Genomic DNA, 24,095 nt, shown 5'->3' with positions numbered 1-24,095 from the left:
TTTTGTCAGTGGGGGGGCGCATGCTAGTCGATCGAGCCTGCAAACTTTGCGTGGGGGTTCCCGTATACAACGAGGCGGGATACCTGGACCGGATGCTGGATTCCCTGAAAGCACAGACCTATGGTGAAGTGAAGTATCTGGTTTGCGACAATCACTCATCGGATGGCAGCTGGGATCTGATCCAGGATCGTTGCGCCGGCGACGAGCGGTTCGTGCTGTATCGGCACGCGGAAAATATTGGCGCGGCGAAAAACACTGAGTTCCTGCTCAGGAATTCCATGAGCGAGTATTTCATGTGGCTCGGTGCGCACGATCATATATCCCCTGCGCTGTTGGAAAAATCCGTGCGGTGTCTGGATGAAGACCCCGGCGTTGCCCTGGCAGCAGGCCGGCCATTCCGTTTCGTCGGCGAATCGGAGCCCGTGCCCATGCCGGACGCCATCTACGATTTCAGCCGCAGGCGCGTGGAAAGGTATATGCAGTCAGTCAGACTGCTGACCAACTGCACGATGTTTTACTCCGTCTTTCGGCGATACTGCCTCGACGACCTGGAGTTCAGGCACGTCAGAGGCCTGGATCACGTGATGCTGAGTCGCCTTCTCTGGCATGGCGGAGTGCGCTACTTGGAGGATGAAATCTATTTTCGCAGATACTTCGACGAGGCCCGTACCGTGGACTATTCGCAAAGGATCACGGGCAGCCGGGATGTATTGACGATCCACGATCTCGTGATCTACTACCTGGACGATCTGCAGAAACTGTATCGCGGCGATGCCAGGATCCTGCGCCATCTCGAAAGCCTGGTCATCGGCATTCTGGCGGATCGTTATACCCTCCAGTCCCTGCATGCCCAGGATGACAGGGAATATTGGATGAACCGCTCCTGATCCGGCATGCAGGCCCAGGCTCTCCTCATCGGGCATCCCGATTTTTTCGACCATCCGGCGCGCAGCCACACGAGGATGCTACCGCAATGCTATTGTCCATAATCGTCGTCGCATACAACAACGAGGACTACATCGAGCAGGCGATCGCCAGTTGCGCGTGCTTCGATGACCCCGATTGCGAGGTGCTCGTCGTCCACAACCGGTCGACGGATCGCACGGGCGAGGTCGTCCATGAATTGATGGACGGGCGGGGATGGCCGCTCAGGCTCGTCTCGAACGACGAGAACGTGGGGCCCGGGGAAGCGCGCAACATCGGCATGCGCCAGGCGTCCGGCGACTACTTCATGTTCCTGGATGGCGACGACTGGTTCGAGCCCGGAGCGATCCGGCGGGTGATGGATCGCCTGCGCCAGTGGCGCCCCGATCTGCTGATGTTCAATCATCAGCGCGCCCTGGCGGATGGCAGAAGGATACCGAACATCCCGAACCGGTATGTCGATCTGCGCGACGAGGCCGCGGACCTGAGCGATCCGGACGTCAGGAAGGGGGCCATCCGGAACCTGCACATCTCATGGAACAAGGCCTATGGCAGGCGGTTCGTGGAAAAGCACGGGCTCGAATTCCCCAGGCTCGTCTATCATGAGGACCTGCTGTGGAGCATCAAGGCGATGGTGTGCGCGGGCTCCTTCCATTTCATGCCGGACATCGTCTACAACTACAGGCAGCATCCGCAGTCGAGCATCAACACCAGGAACGAAGGCCATTTCGCGGTGATCCACGAGTGCCGGCGTCTCAAGGACTTCCTGGGCGAGCATGATGATTACCGCCGCTGGTATGGCATGCCGTTGTATGGATATGCGCAATCGGCGCTGTATGGCGTGATCAATACCAGATACCGCATCCCGGAGTCCAGGGAAGAGGCCTATCTCCGGGACATGGTGGTCCTCCTGAGGGAATTCCGGTCCTTGCTGGGGATATGGAAGCCCGATCTGTTGTTCTATGCCGCCATGACGGGGCGCCGGGGTGTCTATTTCCGCGCGGCGGCGTGGGCGGCCCGGATGAAACGGATGGGGAAGATCGCGTTCGATTTTAAAATGAAGTTCGTCCGGCCGTAGCGCGGCGTTCCAGCGGGCGGAAGACCGGCTTCGTTCCGGATGGGTATATTGCTGCAATGCTGCTGTCTATCATCATCGTTTCTTTCAATGGCGAGCGCTACATCGAGCAGGCGGTGTCGAGCTGTCTGTGCCTGGCCGGGGCGGACCACGAGATCATCGTGGTCGACAATGGCTCGACGGACCGGAGTCTGGAACTGATCCATCGCATGGCAGCGGGATGCGGATCGGCGTTCAGGGTCGTCGAGAACCACGAAAACCTGGGTCCCGGGGAGGCAAGAAACATCGGGCTGGCACATGCCTCCGGGGAATATTGCATGTTTCTCGACGGCGATGACTGGTTCGAGCCGCAAGCCATCCCGACGATCGTGAGCCGCCTGAAGGAATGGGAACCGGATGTCCTGATGTTCAATCATCAGCAGGTGTGGCCGGATGGCAGGAAAATCCCCAATGTTCCCAACCGGTATGTCGATCTGGGCGATCGGTGGGTGGATCTGACGGATCCGGCCGTCAGGAAAGGCGCCATCAGGAATCTGCATGTTCCCTGGAACAAAGCCTACAGAATGGGCTTCATCAGGGATCATGGGCTGTTGTTCCCCCGTCAGACCTTCTACGAAGACATGGTGTGGAGCATCCGCGCGGCGGTCGAGGCCGGCACCTTCTATTTCATACCTGATGTCTTACATAACTACAGGAGGCACCCCCGGTCCAGCCTGCATACGACCCATGACGGTCATTTCAACATCATCCGCGAATGCCGCTGCGTCGAGTCTTTGCTGAAGGACCGAGCCGATTATCGACGGTGGTACGGGGCGAAGATCTATGGCTACATACGATCCACCTTGTTCGGTGTCATCAATACCGGATCGCGCATCCCGAAGGCGAGGGAAGGGGATTACCTGAAAGAAATATCGGCACTGTTGAAGGACTTTCGCCGCATGCTGCGCCTGTGGGGACCCGATCCGCTGCTGCTGGCGGCCGCCACCGGAAACAGCAGAATATATTCCCTGGTGGCCGGATGGGCGCTCAGGGTGCATCGCCTGAAGGGGTTGGCGTACAGGCTGCGGAGCAGAGCACAAAAATGATGTTTCACGCCTGGTTTTCTAGGCGCTTCAGTATTTCCTGCCTGACTCTTTCCGAGTTCATCGAGTCGTTGTACTTGAAGAATATCCTTCTTGCGGTGGTCCGTTGCTGCCGATGGGAGGGCTCGCCGTCATGGCCCAACGCCTCGTCCATGCGCTGGATCAAGGTGTCGAAGTCCTGCGCAATGGGACCGGGGAATGCCAGCGCCATGTCGTAGAGCAATCCATCCTCGTGAGCCTTGTAGTGCTCGATGTCATAGCCGAAACAGATGATGGGCTTGTCAAGATAGAGCGCTTCGATATAGACGCTGGAGTAGTCCGTGACCAGAAGATCACATTCCCTGGCAAGAGCGGAGAATTCCGGTATCGCGTCTTGCGACATGTCGAATATCAGCTCGTCGTCGATGTAGCGGTCCAGGTTGAAATAGAGCGTGCTGTTTCTGAAGTAATGCGGCCGGTATCCCAGGACGGCGCCTCGCGCGCGCAGGAGGGACTTCAGGCGGCCGATTTCATCGTCCGAAAACTGGTAATAGCACGCGCTCTCACTGACGGCCGTCTGGCGGTAGGTTGGGGCATAAAGCACCAGCTTGCGCGCCTGACGCTTCCGGCGGATGAGTTGCAGGGAATCACGGATATAGCGGGGCAGCCGCTCTTCCGCCTGGGTCAGAAAATCATTGCGCGGAAGGCCTGTGCTCCAGATCTGACGATAGTTCAAGGGATAGAACATGGCCGCCATGGCATAGCTGTCGATGTCGGACGAAGCGATCAGCCCCGCATAGCCCCGCCTCTCCTCCACCCGGTACTTCATCCGGTCGGTATGGCGGGACGTGGCTTCGTTGGCCGCATAGAGCAGCCGCTTCAGGGGGATTCCGTGCCACAGATTGACGACCAGCCGTGCGCCCATGGCCAGCTTCAGGATGCTGAATCGCCCGCCTTCCCAGCGAAGCGAGTAGTCCATGGACACCGAATGCGTCAGGAAAACGACTTTGCAGCGCGCGAGCAACAGCAACCCTCGCAAGCTGCCATGCCTGACGACCTCGTACCGGACGGCATCCTCTATCTGGAGGTCGGGCGTCTGACCACGGTAGAAAACGATCTTGCGGATGGCGGGGTCCCTTTTGACCGCCTCGAACATCGCGCGTTGATTCTCGATGAAACGGTTCGTATGCAGGTGGTGCGTCGCAAAGGCCCAGTGATCCGCCCTTTTGGGGGTCATGAAATCGACCAGCCGCCACAGCGGATGGAACAGGGGGAATAGAAGCCGCATCATGGGACGGGAGACTCGTTCAGTCGAAGCGGTCGATGATGGAGGAAATCAGGTCGAGTGCCTGCTTGAGCTCCCCGATATGCGTCTGGTCCAGGATCTTCAGCGTTTTTCGGATGTGTGTGCTGGAAATGCCTTCGGTGCGTGGCAGGTAGACGACTTCGCAGTAGGCCTTCAACTCGTCGAAGCGGCCTTCCCAGTCACTGCCCATGCCGAAGACCGCTACCCCATGCGTTTTGATGTCCTCGGCCTTCTGCTCCCAGCACGTTTCCGGAATGGCGAGATCGACGCATCGCAGCGCCCGGATGATCTCGATCCGGTCGGAGAACGGGACCACGGTCTTCTTGCCCTTGATATGGTTGAATTCGTCGGTGGAGACTCCGACAACCAGGCGGTCTCCGAGGGCGCTCAGGCGTTGCAGCAGACGCAGATGGCCGATGTGGAACAGGTCGAAGGTGCCGTAGGTCAGGACGGTTTTCATGGCGGGTTCGGGACTTCTCAGAACAGGGCTTCGATCATGTCCGGGGCGAAAACAGGGATGCCCAGGTGCCGGGCCACCGCGTCTCTTTCGCGAAACGAATCATCGATGAAAATGGCCGGCAGCAGATCGATATGAGTCGACTTGGGACTGCCGTCGGTGATGTGGATGATGCGGTCAAAGATCGCTCCCAGACGGACGCGGCGCAAGGTCTCGCGCGGATCGTCCGCATGCCGCGTCAGCAGCGTGATCGTGCAGCCCCCGTCGATGGCCTTGTACAGGAAGGCGATCAGCGCCGTGTTGAGCCGTCCCCTGACGAGCAGGCAGTCGTCCAGGTCGACGTACACGTGCCGGTAGTCGAGCTGGATGCGGAAGCGGTTTTCCAGGGCGCGGTCCAGTTCGATCGGGTAGTCGTTGGCCGCGACCGAGACGGGCCAGTCGAAGGCGTCGAATGCGCTCAGCAGCGGCAGGTTCACCCCCAGGCCGCGCTGCAGGGCGGACGATCCCGCGAAGCGGGCGGCCACTTCCAGCAGTTTGGGCTGGCCGGCGCCGTCCAGCTTGGCCTGGAAGAACCAGGCGCCGCGCGGCCGCAGTTTTTCGTTGATGGCCGAGGCCCAGTCCGTGAACAGTCCGGCGAAGTCGGCGCTGGGCGAGGTGTGGACGCTGATGCCGTTGCTGATCCGGTCGCGCCCCCGGACCGCATGGAACAGCAGCACCCCGTGGCGGTCCGAGAAGCAGTCGACGGTCCATTCGCGTCCCGGCAAGTATTCCAGGATCAGCATGTCCCGGCCGGGCTGCCGGGCCAGCAGCGCGGCGGCGCCGGCGGCATCGTCGGCGCGGGCGGCATGGCGCGATCCATAGCCCCGGTCGGGCTTGATGAAGACCGGATAGGCGGGGACCGCCGCCAGGTCGGGGTAGCGCGCAGGAATCGGAACCAGGCCGTCCAGTGTGTCGTAGGTGAGGGTCTTGGAGGCGCAAATGCGGGTGACGGCCGCCGGGCTGCCGATGACGCGCACACCCAGGCGTTCCGCCAGATCCTGCAGCGTTTCGGCCACCGCGTCCATCGTCGGGTAGAGGGCGTCGATGCGATGCGTCTGGATGATTTCGGCCAGGCGGGGCGCGAAATCCGGGCTGTCGTGAAAGGGCAGGCCGCCCACGTAATTGTCGTAGACGAAGCGGCCGTGATCGTCCGCGCTGGAGGCGCCGATGAGCTCGAAATGGGTGGAATAGCACAGAGCCCGGTGGATCTCCAGGCCGATTTCCGAGCCGCAGGGAAAGACCAGGATGCGTTTGCTCATCGGGCGGTCTGCAGGATGATGCCGATCAGCCGCTCCTGGTCTTCCGTCTGAAGGGTGGGATAGATGGGCAGGCAGATGACCCGTTCGGCCAGCGCATGGGCATTGGGCAGGTGTTCGGCGGCGGCGCTGGCCAGCCCGCGGTACATGGGGAACGAGCTGACCAGGGGATAGAAGTAGCGCCGGGCGTGGATCTGGTGCGACTTCAGCAGGGCGTACAGTTCGTCGCGGCCGACGGGGTGGTCGGGATGCACGAACAGGGGGCAGTAGGCGTGGTTCCATTCCAGGTTGGCCGGAACCTGCTGCATGCGCAGCGTGGGGATGTCCTTGAAGGCTTCCTGGTAGCGCCGATGGATGGCCGTGCGGATCTCCAGCGCCCGGTCGATGTGCTTGAGCTGCAGCAGCCCCATGGCCGCGCAGACTTCGTTCATCTTGCCGTTGATGCCCGGTGCCACCACCGTGACTTCGTTCGCGAAGCCGAAGTTCTTCAGGTAGTCGATGCGCTGCTTGATCTTGGCGTCCGGGCAGACGATGGCGCCGCCCTCGAAGGTGTTGAGCACCTTGGTGGCATGGAAGCTCAGGACGGCCAGATCGCCGTGGTTCAGGATGCTCGCGCCGTCTTTCTTGACGCCGAATGCGTGCGCCGCGTCGTAGATGACCTTCAATCCGTAGACGTCCGCGATCTGCTGGATGCGGTCGACGTCGCAGGGCAGGCCGTAGCAATGCACCGGCAGGATGGCCGTGGTGGCGGGGGTGATGGCTTCCTCGATGCGTTCCGGGTCGAGGTTGCAGGTGTCCGGATCGATGTCGACGAACACGGGTTTGATGTTGTTCCACAGCAGCGAATGGGCGGTGGCGGCGAAGGTATACGGTGTGGTGATGACTTCGCCGCCGATGCGCAAGGCCTGCAGGGCGGTGACCAGCGCCAGGGTTCCGTTGGCGAACAGGCTGAGGTGGCGGACGCCCAGGTAGGCCGCCAGTTCGTTTTCCAGTTGCTCGTGAAAGGGGCCGCCGTTGGTCAGGCGTTTGCTGGCCCAGATCTTTTCCAGGTAGGGAATGAATTCCTGCAAAGGCGGCAGGTGCGGCTCGGTGACGAAAACGGGGCGCTGTGAGATCATGTCGTCCTGTGCCCGGATGGGCCGCGTAAGCACTGTGGGAAACCGTACCGATCTTACTCTATCGGCCGATCGGGAATTCACCGGATTTCCTGGAAATATAGGCGCCATTTCGATCGTTCAGGGACAAAAATGATCACCAGAAAAGAGCTGTACGAACTCCTGGAAAATCCGCAATTGAATGAAATGGTCGCCACGGTCTGGGATCTGCTCGGCCAGGGCTTCCAGCACGCCCAGGCGCTGTTGCCGCAGGATCAGGCGATGGAACGCAAGGAGCTTTCTTTCCACGACCAGGTCAGGCTGCTGGCCTATCTGTGCGCGCTGATCGCCGATCTGCCGGGCGATATCGTCGAAATCGGGGTCTGGAAGGGAAAATCGCTGTCCTTGATGAACGAGGCGTGCAATCACGAAAGAAGAATCATCGGGATCGATCCCTTCGCATTGCCGAAGCAGTACGAGGAATTCAGCCATTACAGGAACCTGCTGTTCCAGAATGCCGTCGTGCTGAGAGGCCTCTCCGAATTGTGCGCGGAGCGGTACTACGATCTTTCCCCCAGCGTGGCGCTGCTGCATATCGATGGCGGGCATGAGGGCAGGAATGTCCTGCTGGATTTTCTGCTGTATTCCCCCAGCGTGGTTTCCCAGGGATTCATCGTGTTCGACGACTACATGGACGTCCGGTACAGTCCGGAGGTCGGGCCCGCGGTCGATCTGCTGCGCGCGGGGGGATATTTCAATGGATTCAATGTCCTGGGATCCGTTCGCGGATTCGAGAACAGCTACCTGATCCAGAAGATGTGATTCAACGCTTACCGGAAATGGATTGATGGCAATGGATTTTGAAACGTCTCGAAGCGAGCGTCCTCCCCTGGTTTCCGTGGTGATTCCGGCATTCAGGTCGAAATATCTCCAGGCGGCAATCGACAGCCTGCTGGCGCAGGATTTTTCGGATTACGAGATCGTGGTGGGAGACGATTGCCCCACCGAGGACGTTTTCGACCTGTTCAAAAAACTCGTCGAAGACAGGCGGATCGATAATTTTCGGTATTGCAGAAACGAAACTTCCCTGGGTGGCGGGGGCAATCTGTCTTCGTGCATCCAGAAGGCGCGCGGAAAGTATATCAAGCCGCTGTTCGACGATGATGTCCTGCTGCCCGGGATGATTTCCCGGTTCGTGGAGGTCCTGGCGCAGGATGCGCGCGTCGCCGTGGTCGGATCCCGCCGGTTCCTGGTGGGCGAGGAAGGCGAAAGACTGCCCGACAGCGTTGCAACGGTTCCTCTGTTCGACGAGGACGTCGTCATTCATGGAAAGGATGCCGTTTCATTCCTGGGCGACGTCACGCTGAATTTCATTGGCGAGCCCTCCTCGATCATGTTCCGTCGGGACGATTATGATCCCATCGTCGTGGAGCATCGCGGTTTGCTCAAGCTGGGCGGCCAGTATATCGAGTGGGTCGGCGATCTGGCCATGACGATCAAGCTGCTGCGCCGCGGCCACCTAGCCCTGCTGCATCAGCCTTATTCCGCTTTCCGCGTCTCGAGAGAACAATTCAGCCAGAAGGGCCGCGACCAGCCCGGGATCGGAGAAAAAGGCCATAGCGACTTCCGGCGGATGATCCGCGAGCTGGGCTGGTACCGCTCCGAAAACAACCATCTCGTTCGCATCAGGCCCCTGAACGATCCAAAGCAAGGCTTCACGCCGATCAACCTGGGGGCGCGCATCCGCGACCGGGCCAAGGCTCTGGTCCGGAAAGAGGAAATCAAGAGCTGGGGCGTTTCCGAATGGCTGGCCGACCGTGCGCCTTCGGCCGCCCGCATCCTGGCGATCCAGACCCTGCTGCAGGCGAATCCGGATGTCGGCACCCTGGGCGCCGCCGTGATCGTGCCGGATGGCGCGGACGTGCAGGCGCTGGTGGCGACCCTGGAAAGCCTGGGCACCCAGCATCGGCCCGTCGATGGCGTCTGGCTGATCGGCCGCGACATCCCGGACGAGGCGGCCGGCAACGGCATCGAGCTGCTGCGCGGCCAGGTCCATTGGACGAGGCAGCTGTCGGACCGGATCGATCGGGGAGGCGTGCCCGACTTCCTGTGGATCCTGTACGCGGGCGACCGCCTGGTGCCCCATGCGACGCTGGCGCTGGGGGAATACCGCCTGCGCAAGCCCGATCCCCTGGTCTGGTACGCGGACGAGGCCGTCCTCGAAGCGGACGTGCCGGTCAATCCGATGCTCAAGCCGGATTTCAACGTCGATCTCCTGCGCAGCTATCCCTATATCGGCCGCAATCCGGTCATTAGCACGGCGGCCATCCAGGCGGCGGGCGGACTGGACGAGCGGGTCGCCGACCTGGCGGCTGTGGACCTGATCTGGCGCCTGGTGGAGCAGGTCGGCCCGCCGGTGGTGGGGCACGTGCCCGAAGTCCTGCAGCTGGGCGGGCGCAGCCTGATGGACTGGGTGCGCGATCCGGCGACGATGGCCTGGTTCCCCGCCGTGATCCAGGCTCATTTCGTGCGCATGGGCCTGGAGGCCCGGATCGGACCTGGACTGGCGCCCGGCCTGCAGCGCATCGAATACCCGCTGGACACGCAGCCGCTGGTCTCCATCATCATTCCCACGCGTGACCAGCAGCCGGTCCTGCGGGCCTGCGTCGAAGGGCTGATGGAGCACACGGCCTACCCCCATTACGAACTGCTGATCGTGGACAACGGCAGCGTCGAGCCCGATGCCGTGGCCTTCCTCGCCGGGCTCGAAGGCATGGGAACGGACCGGATCCGCGTGCTGCGCTGGCCGCAGGCCTTCGATTTCGCGGCCATGAACAATTTCGCCGCCGGCCAGGCGCGCGGGGACGTGCTGCTGTTCCTGAACAACGACATCCAGTTTTCGCCGCGCACGCGGACGGACTGGCTGGAGCGCCTGCTGCGGCATGCGCTGCGGCCCGAGGTGGGGATGGCCGGCTCGCGCCTGGACCTGCCCGATGGCGGGGTGGAGCAGTGCGGCCAGGTGCTGGGGATGGACAACAGCGTCGGCGCGGCGTTCCGGGGCCTGCCTTCCGACCGGCAGGGCTACATGGGCCGCCTGATCGTCCAGCAGAACGTCAGCGCGCTCAGCGCCTCGTGCCTGATGATGCGGCGGGAGGTCTTCCACGAACTGGGCGGTTTCGATGCCGCATCCTTCCCCGTCTATTACGCGGATGCGGACCTGTGCATGAAGGCGACGCAGGCGGGATATCTGCTGGCGCTGGAGCCCGATACCGGCCTGCTGCACATGGGCGGCGCCACCCGGCTGCTGACCGAAAAGTTCGGCCTGAAAGCCAGCCCCGACGACGCGCAGCGCGATCGGCTGTATCACCGGTGGCTGCCACAACTGGCACGCGACCCGCACTATCATCCGGCCTTCGGCAAGCGCTCGCCGGGCTTCGACCTCAGCGCCGATGCTTCGCGGATCCAGGAGCCGCTGCCGGGCAGGCCGCTGCCCGTGGTGCTGGCGGCCCATGCGGATTGGCAGGGCTGCGGCCATTACCGGATCCTGTACCCCTTCGAGGCCATGGCCGGCGAACTGCGCCTGGAAGGCGGGCTCAAGCTGGGCGACTTCCATTTCACCGACGTGGCGCGCATCCAGCCGGACGTGATCGTGCTGCAGGGCGCGTGGCTGAACGAGGGGATCCTGACCCAGATCCGGCGCTACCGCGAGATCACCGGCGCCAAGGTCGTCCTGGAGTTCGACGATTACCTGCCCAACATCCCGACGCGCAGCATCTACCGCAAGAAGCTGCCCCAGGGCGTGATCAAGAACATGCGCCGCGCGATCGAGCAGGTGGACTGGCTGGTGGTTTCCACGCCGGTGCTGGCCGAGGAATATGCCGACTACCACGGCGATATCCGCGTGGCCCTGAATGGCCTGCCGCCGGCTTCGTGGCGCGGTCTTTCGGCCGGGCGCCGCGCGGGGCGGAAGATGCGCGTGGGCTGGGCCGGCGGGGTCAGCCATGCGGGCGACCTGGCGGAGATCCGCTCGGTCGTCCACGATCTGCGGGACGAGGTCGAGTGGGTCTTCATGGGCATGAAGCCCGAGGGCGTGCAGTGCGAATATCATCCCGGGGTCTCGATCGGCCAGTATCCGGAAAAGCTGGCCGGCCTCAACCTGGACCTGGCCGTGGTGCCGCTGGAAACCAACCAGTTCAACCGCTGCAAGAGCAACCTGCGCCTGCTGGAACTGGGAGCTTGCGGCGTGCCGGCGATCGCCACGGACATCGAGCCGTATCGCGGCGACCTGCCCGTGACGCGGGTGCGCAACCGCCACCAGGACTGGATGGAGGCCATTCGCGCCCATCTGGCCGATCCCGATGCCCTGGCGCGCAAGGGCGACGCCTTGCGCGATGCGGTCCTGGGGCGCTGGATGCTGGAAGGCGAATTCCTGGATCAGTGGGCCCGCGCCTGGGGTGTGGCGCCAGCGGCCGACTGAGAGCGCGCGAAGGCCTTGGCGGGGAGGGATGCCAGGGCTCCGGCCCATCGAGGCCGGAAGACGAAAAAAAGCCGCCAGGGATGACAGCCGGCGGCTTTGCTGCTTCTGGAGTCTGGACGAGGCGGGGTAGGACCCGCCCCGATGCAGTCTGGCGAATTAGCGCAGCAGGGACAGCATGGTCTGCGGGACCTGGTTGGCCTGCGCCAGGACGGCGGTGCCGGCCTGCTGCAGGATCTGGGCCCGCGTCATGTTGGACACTTCCACCGCGTAGTCGGCGTCTTCGATGCGCGAGCGCGAAGCCGTCAGGTTGGTGATGGTGTTGTTCAGGTTGGCGATGGTCGATTCAAAGCGGTTCTGGATCGCACCCAGGTCGCTGCGCATCTTGTCGACGTTGTTGATGGCGGCGTCGATTTCAGCCAGAGCGCCGGAGGCCACGGAGGACACGCCGCCGGAAGCGGTAATGACCAGACCGTTGGAGTTGATGGCGGAGGTGCCGCTCAGCAGCGTGTTGACGCGGGCGTCGGTGCCCGAGATCGTGATGGTCTCGCCGTCGTTGGCGCCGACCTGGATGGCGATGCCGGACGCGGCGGAGCCGTTCAGGACCTTGGTGCCGTTGAACTGGGTCTGGTCGGCGACGCGCTGGATTTCGTCCAGGCGCTGCTTGATTTCGGCGTTGATCGAGTTCAGGTCATCGGAGGAGTTCGTGCCGTTGTAGGCCTGGACCGTCAGCTCGCGAATACGTTGCAGGTTGTTATTGATTTCGTTCAGGGAGCCTTCCGTCGTCTGCGCCATCGAGATGCCGTCGTTGGCATTGCGGGCGGCTTGCGTCAGGCCCTTGATGTTGGCGGTGAAGCGGTTGGCGATGGCCTGGCCGGCGGCGTCGTCCTTGGCGCTGTTGATGCGCAGGCCCGAGGACAGGCGCTGGATGGCGGAGTTCAGGGAGGATTGGGACTTGTTCAGGTTGTTCTGGGAGACCAGAGCAAGGTAGTTGGTGTTGATAACAGCCATGAGAGACTCCTAAGAGATTCGGCGAAGGATTCGCCCTTTTTGCCCAGGATGACAAACCGAGTGACCTCCTGTTCTGCCCCGTTAACGGAGGGGGGCGAGGGAACTTTAGGGCGGTCCGCGAGTTTTTTTGCCCCCGGGCCGCCCTGGGGCGGGCTGGGTCCTTTCGAGGGCGGAAAGCAGCCGCATGCCAGGCGGCGCGGGCGTCTTCCCGCGGGCGGATCATTCCCGCTCGATCACGCTCAGCATCCGCGTCCTGCGCTCCGACAGGGGGCCGAATGCCTGGAACAGGCGGGCATACCGCTCGCCGTCGGCCAGGGCACTCAGGATGTCGGCCCAGTCCTGCATGAGGAGTGTCCGGGAGCCGACGAAACGCGCGTGATCGTAGGGCGCCCGGGACGCGTCCCGGCGGCGGTGCGCAAGCTGCAGGTCCACCAGCTTGTCGGGATAGCCGAGCAGGCCGAGCAGGGTCGTGGCAGTCGCCCGGAATCCGTGCGCGGAAAACCGACCGCCGTATCCCAGGCGGCCGATGGCGTGGTTGAAGCTGCTCGCGGCAAGCACGCCGTCCGGGTCCCGGCGGTTGGGAAACAGCGTGGGGCCGTGGCCGGACCAGGCGCGCAGGGAGCGGAGCATCGCCAGGGCCTGCCGGGAGAGCGGCACCATGTGCGGCCGGCGCATCTTCATGCGCTCCTTCGGAACGATCCAGACGGCATTGTCGAAATCGAACTCCTGCCAGCGGGCCAGCCGCAGCTCCGAAGGCCGCACGAAGGTCAGCGCCAGCAGGCGCAGGCCGATGGCGATGTCGGGATGCCCGTCCCAGGCGTCCAGGCGCTGGAAGAATTCCGGGATGTCGGACCAGCCGAGCGGCGGATGGTGGCGCACGGTCGGCCGCCTGACCAAGCCTTTGAGCAGGCTGGCCGGGTTGTCCTCGCGCAGCCCCTGCAAGATGGCGTGGGAGAAGACCTGGGATGTCCACTGCTGCGCGAGCAGCGCGGCGCAGCGGGCGCCGCGATCCGCGATCGATGCGATGAGCGCGCGGATGTGCGTAGGGGTGAGGTCGGCGACCGCCACAGTTCCGATGGCGGGAAGGATGTCATTTTCAAAATACCGCCGTATCTGGCGGGAGTACCCCGGACTCCATTGCGGGTTGGCGGCCAGCCAGGCGCGCGCGACCGCTTCAAACGAAGGAGGCGCGGGCGGCTCGTCATGCGTGCGGGGCCTTTGCTCCCATAGGGGGTGTATGCCTTGGAGGATCAGGTCGCGTACGCGGTCCCGTTCCCGACGGGCCTGAGCCAGAGTGACATCGGGATAGCGTCCGATGGCGTACACCTGGGCCTTGCCGCTCAGGCGGTAGCGGTAGCGCCAGAGCTTGCTTCCGCTGGGTTGTACCGACAGGAACAGGCTGCCGCCGTCCCGGAGTTGATAGGGTTTGCCAGCCGCTTTGGCGGAGTTGATCGTGCGGGTGGATAGAAGGTTCTGAGCCATGTGCTGCTTTCTCCATTACAAAAGAGCACACAGATATATACACATTGCTTTTTCCCCGGATCAGTGTATTTGTACGAAATGTCTTATTTATCAATGATATAAGCCAGCACAACGGTATACACATCTCCATACACGGGAGCTCTTTGCAAGGGGCTTGTGTCGGGCATTTTCTCAATAGATTTCCCTCTCAAAGAAACAAAATGTATCCATGGATGGTGATTGGTTCGGAGAAATTCGGGCAGAACGATTATCAACACTAACTACCTCGCTCTGGTCTCCCAGAACAATCTGAGCAAGTCTCAGTCCGCTCTGGGTTCCGCGATCGAACGCCTGTCCTCTGGACTGCGCATCAATAGCGCCAAGGACGACGCCGCCGGTCAGGCTATCGCCAACCGCTTCACGGCTCAGATTAGAGGCTTGACGCAAGCCGCCCGCAATGCCAACGACGGCATCTCGATCGCGCAGACAACGGAAGGTTCCCTGAACGAAATCAATAACAACCTGCAGCGCATTCGCGAACTGGCGGTCCAAGCCTACAACGGCACGAACTCCAGTGATGATATTGCCTCCATCAATGCCGAAATCAAGCAGCGCTTTGAAGAAATCGATCGCGTCGCCAATAAGTCGGAATTCAACGGCGTGTTCGTTCTGAATGGTTCGATCGCCTCGGGAGCCGGAGAAGGTCTGGCCATTCAGGTCGGTGCTCGCGACATGGATGTGATCCGAATTCAGGGCGCTGATGCACGAGCCGTTACCCTGCTCGATGGCGCTACTACCATCACTTCTGGCGCTGGTATTGCCGTTAATGCCAGCGGTACAGTTAACATACCGACTGCGAGTGGCAATGCGGTTCTTGCAACCATTGATGCAGCCATCAAGAAAGTGGACACCATGCGCAGCAACTTGGGCGCCGTCCAGAACCGCTTTGAATCGACCATCGCCAACCTGAACAACACCATCACCAACCTGACGGCTTCGCGCTCGCGCATCGAAGACGCCGACTACGCGGTGGAAGTGTCCAACATGACGCGGGCCCAGATCCTGCAGCAGGCCGGCACCGCCGTCCTGGCGCAGGCCAACCAGGTTCCGCAAACCATGCTGAGCCTGCTGCGTTAAGTTAATTTTTCTTAATCGGAAAATTACCATCTGCCCCTTGGAATATAATTCCAGGGGGCTTTTTACGGGAAGAAACCAGATGTCAAAGAATAAAGTCAAAAATATCATTTGAATCGAAGTTGGTTGTGGGGCAAGGTATACTTGCTCATTTGCTGATGATCAATCTAAATCCAGAAAAATCCACATCCTATGAGGCTGTGGATAATCTGCAAGGAATGGACCTCGATCTGGCAATAGCCATTAGCCTCCTGGAGGACGGCATGTTGACCTCTCCCTAGGGAAGATCTTTCTGGGAGGCGTTGAGTTTTTGCATAAGAGGCAATGAGGAGACTGGTATAAAAACATGTGTATCTTCGGTGTATTCGCTGACCCATATCACGACGCCCGGTAGTTCCCAATAGATGTTCGTTTGATTGGTCTGGCTCGTACTTGTGCTTTTAACCCTCTGGGCGAACCGGATACTGCCGACAGCATCAGCAAGCGCTTTGCAATATGCTTTTATATGAGAGGGATAAGATTTTTATGGCAATCAAATACCGTGATGATCCAGGTCTAAAATTCTTGGCCATGTGCGACAACGATGATGTGTCGAATCTGGCGCAGATATTGATTTATGATACAGATGGTGAAATACGCCGAACCAGTAGCATCCTGACCGACCCGGGCTTTACTAAGCACTTGGAGGATTCTCGGCGTTGGGTCAAGAGCTGGGAGGTGGTTGCCGGTGAGTTGCAGCTATATGGTGGAGATTCGGTGGTCAATCTCTTCCGCGGCACAGGGGTGCTGTACGAAGAAATTCTGGATGATGTCTGCGAGCGTGTAAGTGTCAAGATCTCAGACGCAGACAAGGAGATCGTGCAGAAAGAAGAAAAACACATTGAATTTCTGGCGAATAAAGCTTGGGAAAAAATGAGCGAGGCGCAGCGCGAAGAGTTTCTCCGAAAGGCCAATCTAATTGAGCGCTTCAAGGATGTGACTGGCCTTTCTCCAGTGCGACTTGCTTTGGCTACGGGTGGCGCAGCTGCCATGATGGTCTATGAATATGTGGCTAGTGCCCTGCTGGCGTCATTAGGTGTTGGTTTAGGTGCACGTATGGTCGGGCCTATGGCAATGCAATTCATTGGCACAAGGTTCGGGGCTACGACGCTTGCTGGCCCGTTTGCGCTGGTGCTGGGCGCGGCGTTGACCATACCCATGCTCTCTGGTACAGCCTATCGTGTGACTATGCCTGCGGTAATTCAAATTGCGTATATGCGCAAGAAGTATTTAGAAAGGGATTTGTTTTGATTAATAATTTGAACGACTTGATAACCAAGATATGGGTCTTGGATGGAAATTCCATTAGTGCAACCTTGCTGGAAGCTTTGCAAAACGGCAAAGCCGTAATCTGTGACGGGGTTGCTTACTGGGCGCAGGGTAGCGGTAAGACCGGTATCATTCAGCATCTGAAATTCATAGAGCGTTCGGCGGATTCGGCTAAGGAAATCATAGATCAGTTGCAGTCGGTGGCGTCGGCTACACAGAATATGAGCCAAGCCGTGCAAAGCATGCAAAACGTGCTGATGGCGACACAGGTGTTAAGCAGCGTGGTGATGGTCGGAGCTATTGTGGTACAAACACAGTATCTGGGACGCAAACTGGATGCGATCCAAGACACGGTGGATGAGATTGCGCTATCTCAGCATGAACAGAATCTAGTGTTCTATATGGATAAGATTGGCGACTATATGGGTAGTGTGGAATACGCCCGTAGTTTGCTACAAGATAGGTCGATGGCTAACGAAATTAGTGGTGTGGCTTTGCAACTGTTGCCTGAAGTTGGCGGCAAACGAAATCATATTACGTCTTTAGTGGATAATATTGCCAACTATGTTCGCAGCAGCAGCAAAGAGCGCAATGAGAGCAGGCATTTCAAATTGATGCTGGACTTTATTCATCTACTGGTGGATGTGTTGCCGGGTGCTCTGCACACGGAACATTTACTGGCAGCACGCATTGGCAAGCCGCGCCTTGCCCAATTAATCTTACGAAGTGGTTCTGTGAAGTATGAGCATGTGCTGGATAGTTATAAGAGACTGATGAATCAACTCCACCGTGAAATGATAACTGGCGCCTTGGGCCAGCAAGGTGAGCGTGTATTTATGGAATACAAGCCCAAGTTGCAGGAGCTGATGCAATCTCCTATCAACCATATGTTATTGTTTAAGCAGGCAGCCAATATCGCAGCCGAAAAAACTGCCGTATAGCTTTAGCAGGTAACGGGCGATGAAGGGGCGAACAGGGTACAGGCTAGAAAAACTTGCCTTGGTTCAGGCGTTTGGCGGCCAGCCACACGCCGATGCCGTCGTGCATCTGCGCATTGATCCGGATGGCGTGGCGGTCGGCAAGGACATATGTCGAAGGTCTTCCAGATTTCCTCTGTTGGGGTCACGCAAATTTCCTCACCTGAGTGCCATCATTCGACGGAGGGCGGCGGGTCTGACCAGACCCGCCTTAGTCGGCCCTGAAATATCGATAACGCATTGATTTCATTGTAAAATATAGCTATTAACGATCATTGGATCCCTCAAAGATTGCCTTTTTGGTGCTATCTTCTGGGAGATTGCCCCAAATCTGCATGAGCCAAATCGACGACTTTTTCCGCAGCCGCCTGGACCAGATGATTGATCTGTGTAAACCGCTGGCGGTGCTTGCCACGCATATTCCCTGGCAGGAAATGGAAGCGGCGGTCGCCCACCGTTTCGCTCGTCAAGTGCGTACCGGCAAGTGGGTCGAAGACATTGATCTATTCGGCCTGACGATGGCTGTGGTGGGGGCAGGTCATTCAAGCGCGGGACGCCCTCGACTGCCGATGCGACTGATGATTTCGCTTTTGTATTTGAAGCATACCTTCAACGAAAGCGACGAAGACGTCTGCGAACGCTGGAGTGAGACACCGGTTTGGCAGTATTTTTCTGGTCAAGAATATTTCGAGAATCGCCGCCCCTGTGACCCCAGCGCCATCAGCCGATTCCGCGGGCTGCTGGGCGAGGAAGGCGTCGAGGGGTTGCTAGTGCAGATGCTGGTGGTGGCGATCAATCTGGGCCTGATCGAGTGCACGGCCATGGAGTCGGTGATTGTGAACAGTACAGTGCAAAGCAAGGCGGTGACGCATCCCACCGATAGCCGTCTGTTGGAGGTGGCGCGCCAGAAGATCGCCGATGCGGCCAAGGCGCACGGCATCGCCTTGAAGCAAAGCTATGCCAAGAAAGGCCGGGATCTGGCCAGGAAAGCTGGCCGTTATACGCATGCCAAGCAGTACCGGCGCATGCACAAGACGATCAAACGTCAGCGCACGATCCTGGGGCGCTCGGCGCGTGACATTGAGCGCAGCAAGACGGCGCTGGCACGGGATATCCAGGATGCCCTGGACCCACTGTTGGCGCAGGCATACAAGATTGCAGCCCAGAGTCGCAAGGGTTCCAGGCCCAAGGGGCATGAAAAGATTTACAGCTGGCATGCACCGGAAGTGGAGTGCATTTCAAAGGGAAAGGCCCGCACACCCTATGAATTTGGTGTGAAGGTGGGCATCGCCATCACTTTGAAGGGCAATCTTATTGTTGGCGCCCGCAGCTTCCCCGGCAATCCGTATGACGGCCACACATTGGCCGAGCAGTTGAAGCAGTCCAGCATTCTGATGGAGGCGATTGGTGTTCGGCCACAGACCGTCTACACAGATCTGGGCTATCGAGGCGTGGATGGAGAGATCCCGGAATACAGCCTCAAGCATCGAGGCAAATTCAAACGCCTTACCGACCAGGAGCGCCAGACGCTCAAACGGCGCCAGGCGGTGGAGCCCGTCATTGGCCACCTGAAAGGCGATCATGAGATGAATCGCTGTCATTTGAAAGGTCAGACAGGTGATGCAATCCACACGGTGCTGTGTGCGGCAGGATTCAATATCAGGTGGCTGCTGCGCATGATTGCCCGCAAGGGCATCAGTCCTTTATTTTTGTCTCGATTGTTTGCTTGGATGCGGCAGCAAATTCTGGCGGCTCGTTCGTGCGCTGGGCTATCTCAGCAAAATCCGTGGTCTCGGATCGCCGGAAATCCGGCTTGAAATGAGCTAGATAGATTCTTCAGGGACGACTAAATATCTTGAGAAATAGTTTGTGTTCGTCAGTATTTCCTATGTGATCTGGCGGAACTTGTCTATAGGTTTTAGATAGTTCATGCATATTCCAACCAATGGATTTTAAATGAAAAATCTTACTTTCCTCGATCTAAGACTGGATAAAAAACACCTGGCCAACATCGTGGATGCTGGCGGCTTAAGGGGAAAAGTTGAGGTCGCACGTCTGGCCTACTTGAAATCCAATAAGAAAAAAGATGCTATTGCTTTTTCCCAGGCGGTCTTTGCCTGGGGGCGCGGGGAGCGAGTATATGGAAAGCTCTCAAAAGAAAAATGGCATACACATGTCCATCAATGGCTGCAGAAGGTGCCGAAATTATCAGAGCGAGAAGCCATTGAGCAGGGGATTGAGCTTAGCGGTATTGGTGTCTCGTTTGCAAGTAAGCATCTGCGCTTGCTCTACCCTGATCGCTTTGCCACCCTTGACTCTGTAATTGATGATCGCTTAGGCTATTCACGCAATCCTGCAGGTTACCTGCGTTTTCTCTCCGATCTAAAGGCATTCAAAGATAAATACCGCCTTCAATACGATATTGGAGATTTGGAAGAGGCAATATTCAAAGCCATCAAGGAAGAAAGGAATCTCATGAAGATAGCATCGAGAATTTAATCCCGCAGCTTGATGGTGTCTGGAATTTTGTGGGTGAGATATAAGGGTGGATTTACCCCCGTAATGCGCCGCCCGCCCAGAATAAGGCTTCCCAAGCCAGGAAGCCCGCCATGTCCGCCCGCAACGCATCGCCGCCCGCCCTCGCGGACGATCACGACAATCCGTGGAAGGACGCGCTCGAACTCTATTTTCCCCAGGCGCTGGCCCTGCTGACCCCGGACCTGTATTCCCTCATCGACGCGTCGGTGCCGGTCGAATTCCTGGACAAGGAATTGCAGGCGGTCTTGCGCGCCAGCGCACCCGGCCAGGGCCGCCGCCATGCCGACAAGCTGGCCCGGGTTCGCCTGCGCAGCGGCGATGGCGCCTTGCTGCTGGTGCATGTCGAGGTCCAGGGCCGCCTGTCCGGCCCGCTGGCCCTGCAGGTCTTTGGTTGGCGGATGCTGGAATACAACGTGCTGATCCGGCAGCGGGAACGACGCAAGGGCAGGGCACTGCTGCCGCCGCAGGTCTATAGCCTGGGGGTTCTGATCGACCAGCCTTGGCGCTCGCCGCAGGACGCGCCGGCCGCCACGTTGACCTATCAGAGCGACTTCCTGGCGCAGCGGACCCGGTTCACCTTTCCGATTGTAGAATTGAACGACTGGCGGGCTCGCTGGGACGAGCTGGATGCGCTGGCGCCGGCCAATCCATTTGCCGTGGTGATCATGGCGCAGTTGCAGGCGGCGGGGCATCCGGACAAGGCCAGCCGGCTGGCGCCGCTGCTGGATCTGACTCGCCGCCTGTATGGCTATGGCTACACGCGGGATGTGATCGGCCCCTTGCTGCGGCTGGTGGAATGGATGCTCCGCCTGCCGGCGGACCTGGAGACGGACTACTTTCTGGCTGCCCAGCGGCTGGAACAGGAGCATGAAATGAGTTACGTGACGATCGCCGAGCGCCATGGGATGGTACGCGGCCAGGCCGACCTGCTGCTGCGCCAGATCCAGCGCCGCTTCGGGCCGGTGGACGAGGCGGTCGTCCAGCGCATCCGCGCCGCCGGCACGGAGGATCTGGAAACCTGGTCGCTGAATTTCGTGGACGCCGCTTCGCTAGAAGAGGTGTTCAAGGATTGACCGCGCTGTGCGCCGTCCGGGGGCTTGCGCGATGTATTCCGATGGCGCTGGGTTGGGGATTGGGGCATGATCACGGCTGCCCCGTTTGCGAGTCAATCAGATGAACCCTCCCACCATCGCCCTGGTGATGATCGTCAAGAACGGTGCGGCCACGCTGGCCCGCTGCCTGTCCAGCGTGCAGGGCCACGTCGATGAACTCATCGTGCTGGACACCGGATCGACGGACGATACGATCGCCATCGCCCGGCGCTTCGGTGCCCAGGTACATCATTTCGACTGGGTCGATGATTTCTCCGCCGCCCGGAATGCGGCGCTGGATCATTCATCGGCGGATTGGAACCTGATCCTGGACGCCGACAACTGGCTGGAGTCGGGACACGAGCAGCTGCGCCGCCTGGGCCCGGCGTCGTTTCTCGGGCAGGTCGCCATCCTCAATCGCTTCGTGCAGGGCGGCGAAGTCCGTCAGGCGACCGAATGGACAACCCGCGTGCTGCCCAGAGGGGTGCGCTATGTGGGCCGGATTCATGAGCAGGCGGCCAATCCCGGCAATCTGCCCCGCAAGCGGCTGGATATCCGCGTCGGCCACGACGGCTACATGCCCGAGGGCCTGGAGGCCAAGAAGGGGCGCAACGAGGCGCTGCTGCGCGTGGCGCTGGCCGAGGCGCCGGCAGATCCCTATCTGCTCTATCAGCTGGGCAAGGAGCTCGCCCTCTATGACCGGCATGAGGAGGCGGCCGACCATTTTTCCCGGGCGGTGTCGCTGTGCGCCCGCGACCAGTCGTTCCGCTACGACCTGATCATGCGCGCCCTGTACTGCCTGAAGCGGGCCGGCCGGCTGGAGCAGGCGATCCTGCTGGCCGAGGAGGAATTCCCGTACTGGCAGGATTCCCCCGATTATTTCTTCTGCGTGGCGGACGTTTTTCTGGATTGGGCGATCCGGCATCCTGCCGAGGCGGAATCGCAGTTCCTGCCGATCGTGGAATCCAGCTGGCTGAAATGCCTGGAAATCGGCGAGCGCCCGGATCTGTCTGAATCGGTCGCCGGCCGGGGCAGCTACCTGGCGGCGCAGAACCTGGCGGTGCTGTACGAGAACACGGGACGGGCGGCGCTGGCGGCCGAATACCGGAAAAAGGCCGGGGAGATGCGGCAAGGCTAGACCGCCGGAAGATGCCCCACCACCGTAGCAAGACGGACCGCTCTGGCGATACTGAATCCGCCCCTTTCTTGACGCGATTTGTTATATTTCGCAGGGTCTCGTTCGATTTGGATAGATTCCATGGTTTCCGTCCGCACCAATGTTTCTTCCCTGCAGACGCAGGATCGCAACCGGCAGGCGGGCAATGCGCTGGGGCAGGCGATCGAGCGGCTGTCGTCGGGGCTGCGCATCAACAGCGCCAAGGACGATGCCGCCGGCCAGTCGATCGCCAATCGGATGGAAGCCGGCCTGAGGGCGGGCGCGCAGGTGATGCGGGGCATCAACGACGGCATCAGCCTGATGCAGACGGCCGAAGGCGGCCTGGACGGCATCAACGATCTGCTGCAGCGAGCGCACGAACTGGCCGTGCAGTCGGCCAACGGAACCTTGTCGGATTCGGATCGGGCGGCGATCAACCAGGAGTTCCATCAGATCCGCGCGGAGATCGACCGGATCGCCTGCGGGACGGAAATCTTCGGCCGCCATCCCCTGGCGCCGGATGCCTCGACGCAGGTGCCCGTCAAGATCGGCGACACGCCGCCGATCTTTGCGAAGTTTCCGGGAAGCGGCCAGCCGGCTTCGTTCACCTCCGGCATCGTGTCGACGGCGTACATCCCGACCGGGGCGAAGAATTTCGTGCTGGACATCGATTCCCTGGGCGCGGATGACGACATCCAGTTGTTCACGCGGGATGGCAAGCACCTGGCCGGAACGCCGATCCTGGGAGCGGGCGGGGATGCCGTCTGGAAGAACAATCAGGTGGTCGATGCGGCGTCGATCCAGGGGCGGGTCCTGACGGAGTCCAACGGTTTTCTGCCCGCGGCGGCGTACGACGACAGTCTGCTTGTGCAGGGCGGTCCCGCGTTCGACATCGACGGAAGCGCATCGGGCAGCTACAACGGCATGAATTTTTCATACAGCGGCGATGGCGACCGCTACGAGACGGACACGGCGTTCAACGACGGCACGAATGGCGCCGGCGGCCGGCTGGAGCGGCTGTCGATCGACGAGGTCACGGAGGATCTGCTGATCCTCGTGGTGGGACAGGGGGCGTTTCAGGCCACGGCCAGCTGGGACGTGATGCCCCGTCCGGAGACCCGGATCCAGCCGCCTTATTCGGAGCCCACCGATATCGTGGTCGGCGCCAATTTCGGGCAGGACGTGGAGAAGGTCACGATCGAGCCGACGCCTTCGGACAGCGTGTCCCTGGGTCTGAGCACGGTCGAGCTCGATCCGATCGAGCAGGCGCGCGAGGCGCTGGCCAAGCTCAGCGAGGCCCTGGGCAAGGTGGACACCTACAGGGGGCAGTACGGCGCCTTGACCAATCGCTTCGAGGGCGCCATCCAGAACCTGGCGCAGGAACGCAATGCGACGGCCGCCGCCCAGTCCCGCATCCAGGACGCCGATTATGCGGTCGAGGTCTCCAGCATGACGCGGGCCCGGATCCTGCAGCAGGCATCCACCGCCGTGCTGGCCCAGGCCAACCAGGTGCCGCGCGACATGCTGTCGCTGATTTCGGGGTAGGGCGGATCGGGCCCAGCCGCGAAAGACCCGGCTTTTGGCCAGACGCGGCATCAGCGCGGCCGAGCTGCCTTCGGGCCGATCGGCTTCTTCGAGCAGGCCGGTTTCTTGAATCAGCAGGTAGCGCATCTGCGGCTGGTAGGGTTGCAGCGCCGCTGGAACGTCGGCGAGCGGGTCGGAGAAATCCGCGG

Annotated in this window: 19 protein-coding genes and 1 pseudogene; 14 read left to right on the top strand and 6 right to left on the bottom strand. The window is 60.4% G+C overall.

Annotated features, from left to right (window positions below):
• Window positions 1–20: 20 nt before the first annotated feature.
• Genes HNR28_RS14380 through HNR28_RS14370 form a run of 3 tightly spaced genes read left to right on the top strand, consistent with a single transcriptional unit; the run spans window position 21 to window position 3,084 of the window.
• Window positions 21–887 (top strand): glycosyltransferase family 2 protein, encoded by an 867-nt coding sequence (locus HNR28_RS14380; protein WP_052355779.1) that lies wholly within the window; start codon window positions 21–23, stop codon window positions 885–887.
• Window positions 869–2,002 (top strand): glycosyltransferase family 2 protein, encoded by a 1,134-nt coding sequence (locus HNR28_RS14375; protein ID WP_151023994.1) that lies wholly within the window; start codon window positions 869–871, stop codon window positions 2,000–2,002. Before HNR28_RS14380 ends, HNR28_RS14375 begins: the two co-directional genes overlap by 19 nt.
• 56 nt (window positions 2,003–2,058) lie before the next feature.
• Complete coding sequence (locus HNR28_RS14370) at window positions 2,059–3,084, top strand: glycosyltransferase family 2 protein (RefSeq protein ID WP_043682747.1); 1,026 nt, start codon at window positions 2,059–2,061, stop codon at window positions 3,082–3,084.
• 4 nt (window positions 3,085–3,088) lie between these two features.
• Here the strand turns inward: HNR28_RS14370 and HNR28_RS14365 are convergent, their stop codons facing one another.
• The 4 genes from HNR28_RS14365 to HNR28_RS14350 are packed head-to-tail and all read right to left on the bottom strand — an operon-like array spanning window position 3,089 to window position 7,269.
• The gene (locus HNR28_RS14365) at window positions 3,089–4,351 is read right to left on the bottom strand and encodes a CDP-glycerol glycerophosphotransferase family protein (RefSeq protein ID WP_151023993.1); all 1,263 of its coding nucleotides are present in this window, start codon (window positions 4,349–4,351) and stop codon (window positions 3,089–3,091) included.
• Window positions 4,352–4,367: 16 nt separating this feature from the next.
• On the bottom strand, window positions 4,368–4,826 hold the full coding sequence (locus tag HNR28_RS14360; RefSeq protein WP_043682743.1) for an adenylyltransferase/cytidyltransferase family protein: 459 nt from the start codon (window positions 4,824–4,826) through the stop codon (window positions 4,368–4,370).
• A gap of 17 nt (window positions 4,827–4,843) precedes the next feature.
• Entirely contained in the window at window positions 4,844–6,121 is a 1,278-nt protein-coding gene (locus HNR28_RS14355) for an ATP-grasp domain-containing protein (protein WP_043682740.1), read from the bottom strand.
• The gene (locus tag HNR28_RS14350; RefSeq protein ID WP_277355900.1) at window positions 6,118–7,269 is read right to left on the bottom strand and encodes a DegT/DnrJ/EryC1/StrS family aminotransferase; all 1,152 of its coding nucleotides are present in this window, start codon (window positions 7,267–7,269) and stop codon (window positions 6,118–6,120) included. Before HNR28_RS14350 ends, HNR28_RS14355 begins: the two co-directional genes overlap by 4 nt.
• A gap of 96 nt (window positions 7,270–7,365) precedes the next feature.
• Here HNR28_RS14350 and HNR28_RS14345 point away from each other — a divergent pair, with 96 nt between their 5' ends.
• From HNR28_RS14345 to HNR28_RS14340, 3 genes and pseudogenes are all read left to right on the top strand, one after another.
• On the top strand, window positions 7,366–8,034 hold the full coding sequence (locus HNR28_RS14345; protein WP_043682734.1) for a class I SAM-dependent methyltransferase: 669 nt from the start codon (window positions 7,366–7,368) through the stop codon (window positions 8,032–8,034).
• Between the two features lie 25 nt (window positions 8,035–8,059).
• Window positions 8,060–8,434, top strand: a pseudogene (locus HNR28_RS18865) (glycosyltransferase family 2 protein); the annotation flags it as partial.
• Between the two features lie 171 nt (window positions 8,435–8,605).
• Window positions 8,606–11,689, top strand: a complete 3,084-nt coding sequence (locus HNR28_RS14340) for a glycosyltransferase (RefSeq protein WP_242404172.1) — start codon at window positions 8,606–8,608, stop codon at window positions 11,687–11,689.
• A gap of 156 nt (window positions 11,690–11,845) precedes the next feature.
• On the opposite strand, the gene HNR28_RS14335 is transcribed toward HNR28_RS14340, so the two are convergent.
• Together HNR28_RS14335 and HNR28_RS14330 are read right to left on the bottom strand one after the other, a co-directional pair.
• A complete protein-coding gene (locus tag HNR28_RS14335) occupies window positions 11,846–12,697 on the bottom strand; it encodes a flagellin N-terminal helical domain-containing protein (RefSeq protein ID WP_043682731.1) in 852 nt (283 codons plus the stop codon).
• A gap of 219 nt (window positions 12,698–12,916) precedes the next feature.
• Window positions 12,917–14,179 carry a tyrosine-type recombinase/integrase gene (locus HNR28_RS14330; RefSeq protein ID WP_151023992.1) on the bottom strand — a complete coding sequence of 421 codons (1,263 nt, stop codon included), beginning with the start codon at window positions 14,177–14,179 and terminating at the stop codon, window positions 12,917–12,919.
• A 219-nt stretch (window positions 14,180–14,398) separates the two neighbouring features.
• Here HNR28_RS14330 and HNR28_RS14325 point away from each other — a divergent pair, with 219 nt between their 5' ends.
• From HNR28_RS14325 to HNR28_RS18565, 8 genes are all read left to right on the top strand, one after another.
• Complete coding sequence (locus HNR28_RS14325) at window positions 14,399–15,295, top strand: flagellin N-terminal helical domain-containing protein (RefSeq protein WP_151023991.1); 897 nt, start codon at window positions 14,399–14,401, stop codon at window positions 15,293–15,295.
• Window positions 15,296–15,817: 522 nt separating this feature from the next.
• Window positions 15,818–16,582, top strand: coding sequence for a DUF3944 domain-containing protein (locus tag HNR28_RS14320; RefSeq protein WP_170288422.1), 765 nt, complete (start codon window positions 15,818–15,820; stop codon window positions 16,580–16,582).
• Window positions 16,583–16,620: 38 nt separating this feature from the next.
• Window positions 16,621–17,541 (top strand): methyl-accepting chemotaxis domain-containing protein, encoded by a 921-nt coding sequence (locus HNR28_RS14315; RefSeq protein ID WP_184142983.1) that lies wholly within the window; start codon window positions 16,621–16,623, stop codon window positions 17,539–17,541.
• A 371-nt stretch (window positions 17,542–17,912) separates the two neighbouring features.
• The gene (locus tag HNR28_RS14310; protein WP_151023988.1) at window positions 17,913–19,394 is read left to right on the top strand and encodes an IS5 family transposase; all 1,482 of its coding nucleotides are present in this window, start codon (window positions 17,913–17,915) and stop codon (window positions 19,392–19,394) included.
• Window positions 19,395–19,533: 139 nt separating this feature from the next.
• Window positions 19,534–20,076: a hypothetical protein gene (locus HNR28_RS14305; protein WP_151023987.1), complete on the top strand. Its 543-nt coding sequence runs from the start codon at window positions 19,534–19,536 to the stop codon at window positions 20,074–20,076.
• A 110-nt stretch (window positions 20,077–20,186) separates the two neighbouring features.
• Window positions 20,187–21,188 carry a DUF4351 domain-containing protein gene (locus HNR28_RS14300; RefSeq protein ID WP_151023986.1) on the top strand — a complete coding sequence of 334 codons (1,002 nt, stop codon included), beginning with the start codon at window positions 20,187–20,189 and terminating at the stop codon, window positions 21,186–21,188.
• Window positions 21,189–21,288: 100 nt separating this feature from the next.
• Entirely contained in the window at window positions 21,289–22,344 is a 1,056-nt protein-coding gene (locus HNR28_RS14295; RefSeq protein WP_151023985.1) for a glycosyltransferase, read from the top strand.
• A 120-nt stretch (window positions 22,345–22,464) separates the two neighbouring features.
• Window positions 22,465–23,907, top strand: coding sequence for a flagellin N-terminal helical domain-containing protein (locus HNR28_RS18565; protein ID WP_151023984.1), 1,443 nt, complete (start codon window positions 22,465–22,467; stop codon window positions 23,905–23,907).
• The last annotated feature ends 188 nt before the right edge of the window (window positions 23,908–24,095 follow it).

Origin of the sequence: Castellaniella defragrans, from assembly GCF_014203015.1 — a bacterium.
Taxonomy (GTDB): Bacteria; Pseudomonadota; Gammaproteobacteria; order Burkholderiales; family Burkholderiaceae_B; genus Castellaniella; species Castellaniella defragrans.
The sequence above is the reverse complement of the archived record's forward strand: the minus strand, read 5'-3'. Positions and strand labels throughout refer to the sequence as shown.

Excerpts from the sequence above, each read along its gene's own strand:
- HNR28_RS14345 (WP_043682734.1), top strand. The coding sequence starts at position 7,366 with ATGATCACCAGAAAAGAGCTGTACGAACTCCTGGAAAATCCGCAATTG.
- HNR28_RS14370 (WP_043682747.1), top strand. The coding sequence starts at position 2,059 with ATGCTGCTGTCTATCATCATCGTTTCTTTCAATGGCGAGCGCTACATC.
- HNR28_RS14355 (WP_043682740.1), bottom strand. The coding sequence starts at position 6,121 with ATGAGCAAACGCATCCTGGTCTTTCCCTGCGGCTCGGAAATCGGCCTG.
- HNR28_RS14310 (WP_151023988.1), top strand. The coding sequence starts at position 17,913 with ATGAGCCAAATCGACGACTTTTTCCGCAGCCGCCTGGACCAGATGATT.
- HNR28_RS14365 (WP_151023993.1), bottom strand. The coding sequence starts at position 4,351 with ATGATGCGGCTTCTATTCCCCCTGTTCCATCCGCTGTGGCGGCTGGTC.
- HNR28_RS14295 (WP_151023985.1), top strand. The coding sequence starts at position 21,289 with ATGAACCCTCCCACCATCGCCCTGGTGATGATCGTCAAGAACGGTGCG.
- HNR28_RS14330 (WP_151023992.1), bottom strand. The coding sequence starts at position 14,179 with ATGGCTCAGAACCTTCTATCCACCCGCACGATCAACTCCGCCAAAGCG.
- HNR28_RS14305 (WP_151023987.1), top strand. The coding sequence starts at position 19,534 with ATGAAAAATCTTACTTTCCTCGATCTAAGACTGGATAAAAAACACCTG.
- HNR28_RS14380 (WP_052355779.1), top strand. The coding sequence starts at position 21 with ATGCTAGTCGATCGAGCCTGCAAACTTTGCGTGGGGGTTCCCGTATAC.
- HNR28_RS14340 (WP_242404172.1), top strand. The coding sequence starts at position 8,606 with ATGTTCCGTCGGGACGATTATGATCCCATCGTCGTGGAGCATCGCGGT.
- HNR28_RS14335 (WP_043682731.1), bottom strand. The coding sequence starts at position 12,697 with ATGGCTGTTATCAACACCAACTACCTTGCTCTGGTCTCCCAGAACAAC.
- HNR28_RS14360 (WP_043682743.1), bottom strand. The coding sequence starts at position 4,826 with ATGAAAACCGTCCTGACCTACGGCACCTTCGACCTGTTCCACATCGGC.
- HNR28_RS14300 (WP_151023986.1), top strand. The coding sequence starts at position 20,187 with ATGTCCGCCCGCAACGCATCGCCGCCCGCCCTCGCGGACGATCACGAC.
- HNR28_RS14320 (WP_170288422.1), top strand. The coding sequence starts at position 15,818 with ATGGCAATCAAATACCGTGATGATCCAGGTCTAAAATTCTTGGCCATG.
- HNR28_RS18565 (WP_151023984.1), top strand. The coding sequence starts at position 22,465 with ATGGTTTCCGTCCGCACCAATGTTTCTTCCCTGCAGACGCAGGATCGC.